Source organism: Mycoplasma sp. 3398 (assembly GCF_053851555.1).
Genome location: NZ_JBSQAW010000012.1, coordinates 1 through 6615, shown reverse-complemented (window position 1 = coordinate 6615; position 6615 = coordinate 1). Strand labels below are relative to the sequence as shown.

Annotated in this window: 8 protein-coding genes; 5 read left to right on the top strand and 3 right to left on the bottom strand. The window is 26.3% G+C overall.

The features are described from left to right. The first annotated feature begins 239 nt into the window (after positions 1 to 239). The 4 genes from ACWXVK_RS03170 to ACWXVK_RS03155 all read left to right on the top strand — a co-directional run bounded on the left by ACWXVK_RS03170 (position 240) and on the right by ACWXVK_RS03155 (position 1668). Entirely contained in the window at positions 240 to 479 is a 240-nt protein-coding gene (locus ACWXVK_RS03170; RefSeq protein ID WP_456017229.1) for a hypothetical protein, read from the top strand. 34 nt (positions 480 to 513) lie between these two features. Then, positions 514 to 780 (top strand): hypothetical protein, encoded by a 267-nt coding sequence (locus ACWXVK_RS03165; RefSeq protein ID WP_456017227.1) that lies wholly within the window; start codon positions 514 to 516, stop codon positions 778 to 780. Positions 781 to 854: 74 nt separating this feature from the next. Next, positions 855 to 1325 carry a transposase gene (locus ACWXVK_RS03160; protein ID WP_456017226.1) on the top strand — a complete coding sequence of 157 codons (471 nt, stop codon included), beginning with the start codon at positions 855 to 857 and terminating at the stop codon, positions 1323 to 1325. Continuing rightward, on the top strand, positions 1288 to 1668 hold the full coding sequence (locus ACWXVK_RS03155; RefSeq protein WP_456017224.1) for a hypothetical protein: 381 nt from the start codon (positions 1288 to 1290) through the stop codon (positions 1666 to 1668). Before ACWXVK_RS03160 ends, ACWXVK_RS03155 begins: the two co-directional genes overlap by 38 nt. Here the strand turns inward: ACWXVK_RS03155 and ACWXVK_RS03150 are convergent. From ACWXVK_RS03150 to ACWXVK_RS03140, 3 genes are all read right to left on the bottom strand, one after another. Beyond that, positions 1636 to 2721 (bottom strand): M42 family metallopeptidase, encoded by a 1086-nt coding sequence (locus ACWXVK_RS03150; RefSeq protein WP_438340671.1) that lies wholly within the window; start codon positions 2719 to 2721, stop codon positions 1636 to 1638. The genes ACWXVK_RS03155 and ACWXVK_RS03150 overlap by 33 nt on opposite strands. A 149-nt stretch (positions 2722 to 2870) precedes the next feature. Then, positions 2871 to 3758: a hypothetical protein gene (locus tag ACWXVK_RS03145; RefSeq protein ID WP_456017223.1), complete on the bottom strand. Its 888-nt coding sequence runs from the start codon at positions 3756 to 3758 to the stop codon at positions 2871 to 2873. Then, the gene (locus ACWXVK_RS03140; protein ID WP_456017222.1) at positions 3742 to 4503 is read right to left on the bottom strand and encodes a hypothetical protein; all 762 of its coding nucleotides are present in this window, start codon (positions 4501 to 4503) and stop codon (positions 3742 to 3744) included. Before ACWXVK_RS03140 ends, ACWXVK_RS03145 begins: the two co-directional genes overlap by 17 nt. Before the next feature lie 973 nt (positions 4504 to 5476). On the opposite strand from ACWXVK_RS03140, the gene ACWXVK_RS03135 reads away from it, so the two are divergent. After that, the gene (locus ACWXVK_RS03135; protein WP_456017220.1) at positions 5477 to 6463 is read left to right on the top strand and encodes a hypothetical protein; all 987 of its coding nucleotides are present in this window, start codon (positions 5477 to 5479) and stop codon (positions 6461 to 6463) included. Positions 6464 to 6615 lie beyond the last annotated feature (152 nt).

The window sequence follows — 6615 nt, the reverse complement described above, 5'->3', positions numbered from 1 at the left end:
TATAGAAGTTATCTAAAACAAAAAAAGTCGATATTCAGTTTTCAGGGAACAAAAAGCCAGTATTGGCTTTTTTTATTATACTTTTGCCCTAAACTTGAAGTAATTTTGTAAATTATTTTATAAAACTCAAGCAAAAAACAAAAAAGAATTAAATTTGAAAAAATCAGCATTTTTTTACATTTTTAGTTCGAAAAGTATTTTTATTTAGTTATAAATAAACTAAATAAAATGATGTAAAAATGATAATAAAAGATCAAAGAGTAAAGATTCCTAAAAAGGTTAAAATCATTAGAAAAGGCGATAATAAATATGTATATTATCTCGCAGGAACAGAATATAAAAAAGATAAAAAATATAATATCGATAAGAGAGTTAATATTAGGAAAATAGATCCAAAAAAATGGCAACTTATTAATACTAAATGATGAGTATTTTTTAATTTTTCTGGAGACAAAAATAACAATCATAGAAGATGATAAAAAAATATCATTTGTTGTTTCTATCGGGCAATATTTGGCAATAACTAAAATTTTTAAAGATTTGTATATAGATGAACAATTAAAAAATATTTTTAACACAAAAAGCGAATTAATAAAGGCATTGGCATCCTATTATATTGATGAAGAATCTATGGTTTCGCAATTATTTGAAAAGTGAGCATATAAAAATTTTTCTGGTTTATTTTCAATTTCTTCAAACTCAACGATATCAACGCTTTTGCATAAAGATATAACAGCAAAAATATACTTGAATTTAATTATAGATGATCAAAACAATTAAGAACATATTTAGAATATTCGAATGGCGTATATTTATCTGTTGATTCAATGAACTTTAAAATAAGTTAAAAAAACATGAAACATGCTGAATATGGAAAGCCAAAGGTTGATGAAGGTCTGCCACAAATAAACTTATCGTATTGTTTAGATCAAAAGACAGGGTTACCAATTTTTTATGATTTATATCCCAAATCAGTTACTAATGGAAGTTACTACAAAAAAATGATTGATAAAGTTTTAAATTTGTGTTATAAATCAGCAACTTTAGTATTGGATCGCGGTTATTTTTCAAAAGACAATATTGAAAATATTACTTCTGAAAACATTGACCTTATAATTATGGCAGAAACTTATAACAAAAGATTAAGTAATTTATTAAATAAAAACAAACATAAAATATATAAAAATGCTGAAAATTTAATTTTTGAACATAAAGTTTTTGCTTGAAAAACATACGAGCAAGCTTTTACAAATTCAACAAGCAAGTATTTCATTTATATGTTTTATAATGAACAAAAAAGCATCATTAGAAGTTGAAAAATATAATACGGTTTTAAATATATTATCAAAACAACTTGAAAATATTAAATACTTAAATGAAGATATTTATAGAACATATGGAAATTATTTTGATTTTAAAGTGGATGAAGAAAGCAAAATAATTTCTTATGAAATAAATAAGAAAAATTATCAAGACGTGCTTGATAATTCCGGTTATTTTTGTCTAATGAATTTAGATTTGTGTGATTGCTATTCTAAAATCTTTTACTCAAAAAGTAAGCAGGAGATAAATTTGCGCAAAATTTACTATATTACTAGTTTAAACACGATTTTATTTATGTGCTTTTGATATTTCTTACTTGTATTTGATATCTTCTCATTTTTCTAAATTAAAGTCTTGAAGAAAATTAATTAATAAATCTCCGGCAGCAATTAAGTCTGAAATTGCACAAACACCTATAGGACTATGTAAATATCTTTGTGGTAAAGAAATGGTTAGAGTTGCCGCACCACCATGAGCAAATTGAAGTTCATGAGCATCTGTTCCTCCTCCCATTGCAACAAATTTATATGTAGGTATGTTATATTTTTTTGATATGTTTTGAAATTCTTTAACTAATTTTGGGTCCATCATTGTACCACGATCCTTTATTCTTAGAGCAGCACCCTTGTATAATAAAGTATTTCCTGGGATTGTGTTAGGGGTGTCATGTGATGCGCATGTATCAAGAGCAATTGCTATGTTTGGCTTAATTAATGAAACACTGGTTCTAGCCCCTCTTGTTCCTACCTCTTCTTGCACTGTGCCAACTAAGTAGAGATCAACATCAAGATCTTTATCGTTGATGGCATTAGCAACGTATTCTAGAACAGTTATACCAGCTCTATTATCCATTGCTTTTCCACCCAATAAATTAGGATCATTAAATAGTATAGTTTCACCTGACATGTATACTAAGTCACCTACGCCAACTCCTTGTTCTTTAGCATCTTCATCTGATTTAAAACCAAAATCAGCATAAATTTCATTATTAGAAATTGCTTTTGAAATTTCATTTTCTTGCATAATGTGTATGCTTGTGTGGCCAAAAACGCCATTAAAGGTTTTGCCTTCCTCTGTTACTAATTTTGCCTTTGTCCCAATTACTGTTGATGGTCAAATACCTCCAACAGGAGATAAATAAAGTTGTCCCTTTTTATCTATGTTTCTAACTAGAAACCCTACTTCATCCATATGTGCAGCAATCATAACTTTTGGTGCATTAGGATTTTTTGATTTCTTTCTAAATATAACTGATCCAAGGTTATCTCTACTAATCTCAAATTTTTTATTTCCTAGTGATTTTTTCAACTCATTAACCACAGGCTCTTCATAACGCGACATAGCCTCAATTTCCATGTATTTAATTAATCTTTGTTTGAATAACTCATTTTTATCCATAAATTTATAAACCTCTTTAAATATAAAAATAATATATAAATTTTATCAAAATAACTAAGTTTTAATAATCGATATGTGACCCTTCAATTTTGTATAGTTTATCTTTATGTTTTGATAAAAAAACACTAGCAAGCGTTGCTAGTGTTAAATTATTGTTTTTTAAATTCAATATAGCTTTGTTGTTTTGAATGGTTTGTAAATGTAATTTTGAAACGATTGTCCTTTTCATTGTTGTTAAATTTATAAGCCACATAAACGACTAGTTTATCTTTGTTATTTCTTTTCTCAATTTTGCCTAAAAACTCAACAGTGCTATTACCGCTTTCACTTCTTCAATCAATTATTCCACCTTTTTTTAGAAAAATATTTCTAATTTTGATATTAAATATCGTTGCATATAGGGCTTGATTCACTTTTTCTTTGGTTAAACCATTTTTACTTTTATTATTGAGTGCATTAATAATATCTTGTTCAGTATACATTTTTTTATAATTTGTAGTTTCATCATCTATTTGTAAAAGAAAAACTGGTTTAGTTGCTTCAACTTTAAGTTGATATGCTTCATTTATTTGGTTTACAAAATTTTGCATTTTTTCCACATAACCATTAGTTTTAGTGTAAAAATTATGGTCTGGTTTCTTCAATCATTCACTAAATTCATTTCTTTTTCTTAGAGTTTTAAATGCATCATCACGATAATTGAGTAGTCCATTTTTATTAAAATTAATTCCTTTTAGGACTGTAGGAGTTAATATTTTGTTTCCTTTAATGCTAAATGTATTTCCAAAATCTTCAAAAGGTTTATACATGTTTGCTAGCATTATTTCAGTTTCGACATATTTTTTTACTGTACTAATATGTTCCAACACTTGACCAACGGTTGTGCTATCATTTATTAATTTATCAAAATAGTTTTGAATGTCAGTAGTTGTTTTAGATACTTCTTTTCCAAAAATTTTATTATCATATACAGGACTTATTTTTTGTGTTTCAGTACTAATTAAATTTCTAAATTCTTCTTTAATTTCATCAACCAATTTTTTTTTTGTTAGGTGATTTTAGTTTAGATAACGGAACCAAATTATCATTCATATCATAAATAATATTTGATTCGCCTTTTAGAGATTTAATAAGTTTAGTTGCTAATGTGGTAGGACTACTCAATCTTTCTTCATCATCAGAAATTCAAGGGCTATTATGATTTGGTTCATGGTTTTCTCATGGTTCGCTTGATTCAGGTTCATTTGATGGGAATATATCTAACTCATTTTCGATATAGTCATCTTCTAGTGGAAAATCAAAAGCATGTTGTTTTCCGTCATCTTTGGATTTATCATAGTATTTATATCATTGTTTGTAGTATAAATTATCAATTGTTTTTTTGATTAATTCATTAGTTGGATCACTAAAATCAATTTCAAATTTTGGTCCTTTAAAACCATTCAAAATATTTGAGCTAGTGTCTTGATCCTTTGGAAGATCAGGGATCAGATCTTTTGGTAATAAATTTCCAATCAATAAATTTTTAATATGTTTATTTTTATGTCTAATATCATTTAGAGTATCCTTTGGTAGAATACTTTTAATAGTTTCATAAACTGATTGTAAATCATTTTTTTGTTCTTTAACTTTAGGTTTTTTCTTAGGAGTATCAGATATTTTATCAGGGCTGGGTTTTGGGTTTGGTATATTATGTGTTTTTGTATTTACACATGAAAATGCAACCGCTGCGGTTGCTATTGTTGGTAAAAGACCTAAGAAAAATCAACTTATTTTTCGCATATTTTCTCCTTAGTATTAGGTTTTATTAATAAAAATATTATATTACATTATCACTATTTTCCTAGGTAAATAGGGTTAATAGTAACTAAAAAAGCAATTAGTAATAATATAAAGCTTTTTTGCTTACATTAAATTGATAACAATGCATGGTTGTTGCAAAAAGCATTAAACTTAATTAGCATAGGTTTTTTAGTTTAAATTATTTAATTTTTAAATTACTTCCAAAAATAAAAGATGGATCATTGATTATGTTTACTTTTGCGTTTTTTGTATTTGTGCTCAGTTTAACTTTCTTGAAAAATAATTAAATATATTTTTGTCTATTTAGCAATCCTAGCTTGCTTAATTGTCCCAAAATTTGCCTTTGAGCTAAAATAATGTACAAAACTATACTAATTTTTGTTTTGTTTTTCTAGCAAATTAATTATTAACTAAACTTATTCAAATCTTACTAAATTAGATGAACCAATGAAACAAATAAAAAATCATTTATAGATTAAAAACTAATAATTTAACAAGTTTTAGAAATTCATATAGGAAAAAATGAAAAAAGAATCTAAAGGCAATGTTAAACCTTGCTATAGTGAATTAAATAAATATTTCCTGTGGATGGTCTTTAAGTAAATCACGAAGGCCGATAAACATGATAGAAATTAATCAATTAAGAAAATAATTATTTTAAAAACCTTAATGACGAAGAAAGAATTAAATTATAAAAAAATATTATGTTATTAATTGTACCTTAATATATGGTTTTTAAATATCTATCTTTATTTTTTCTTCTTAATTTTAATTGAAATTGAAGTAATAGGTTTAGATATAGTTTATTCTCAAACCAATCTAAATTATCTTTTTTAACCAAAAACAAAAAAAAAAAAAAAATAAATTATAATTATGACTTGCGCCAATTCTTCTAGACATAATTAAAAAATGTTTGGGAATAGCCTGAATTCATAAAATTTTAAGGAGAAAAATGAAAAAAAGCAAATTACTTTTTCTAGGATTTTTACCTGTTTTGGCAACACCAATTATAGCTCTATCATGTGCAAATCCAGAAAAACCAGAAAAACCAGCTGAACCAAAGAAACCAGAAAACCCAGAACCAAAGAAACCAGAAACTCCAAGTAAGGATAAAAATCAACAGTTTGGCGATAATATTAAAATTGTTTATGAAGATTTAAAGAAACATCATTCAAAAGAAGTTCTTGCAGACTTAATAAAACAAAATAAACCAATTAAAGATCTATTAATTAAGAATGCTATTAAACTAGACTCAGTTGATTCAATTAACACTAACAATAATCTTATAAATAATATAAAAAATGAAGCACCAAAAATTGAAATTGATTTTAGTGACCCAACTAATGAAGAAATTAAGAATGTAATTGATAATTTTTATTACAAGAATTTATATAAAGAATACGACAGAACTAAGGATGATGGCAAACACGGATTTGATTTTCTTGATGATGGTTATACAGATTTAGGTGTTATTTCAATGCAAAATAATGAACCAGACTATAACGAACCTTGAGATGAAGATGATGAACCAGGTGAATTAAGTTTTACAAATGCTGAAAATATGAATATTAAAACAAAAAGCGAAGAGAGTTTTGTTAAAAAAACTTATGACCCTAAAAAAGATGATGGAAAGAATCAAAATTTTGACTTTTCTATTGATGATAATAATAAGGATTTAATTGTTTCCAAATCAGAAGGGAGACCATGACAAGAATTGCCTGATCATAATGTTCCCTGGATTTCTGATGATGAGGAAGGCAAAGATAATTCTAAACAAGATTCAAAACCACAGATGATGTCGCCAGAGTTAAAGAAAACAGAAGGCGAAAAACAACCTATGGTTTTTACAGATTTTGCAGATCTTGCCAATTCATTCTTAAAAGGAATAGAGGGTAAGGGTCCAATCTTTATATTTGAACCAAGATCGACAAAAAACTAAAATAAAATATTGAAATTTATAATCAATCTAATAAAGCACGAGGAGTTATTTTAGGTTTAACTTCTTGTGCTTTTGTGATATTTAGGATGATTTGCTAACCTATTTTTTGCCTTATTAGACACAAATTTTGCCAAAACAAAAAAAAAAAAAAA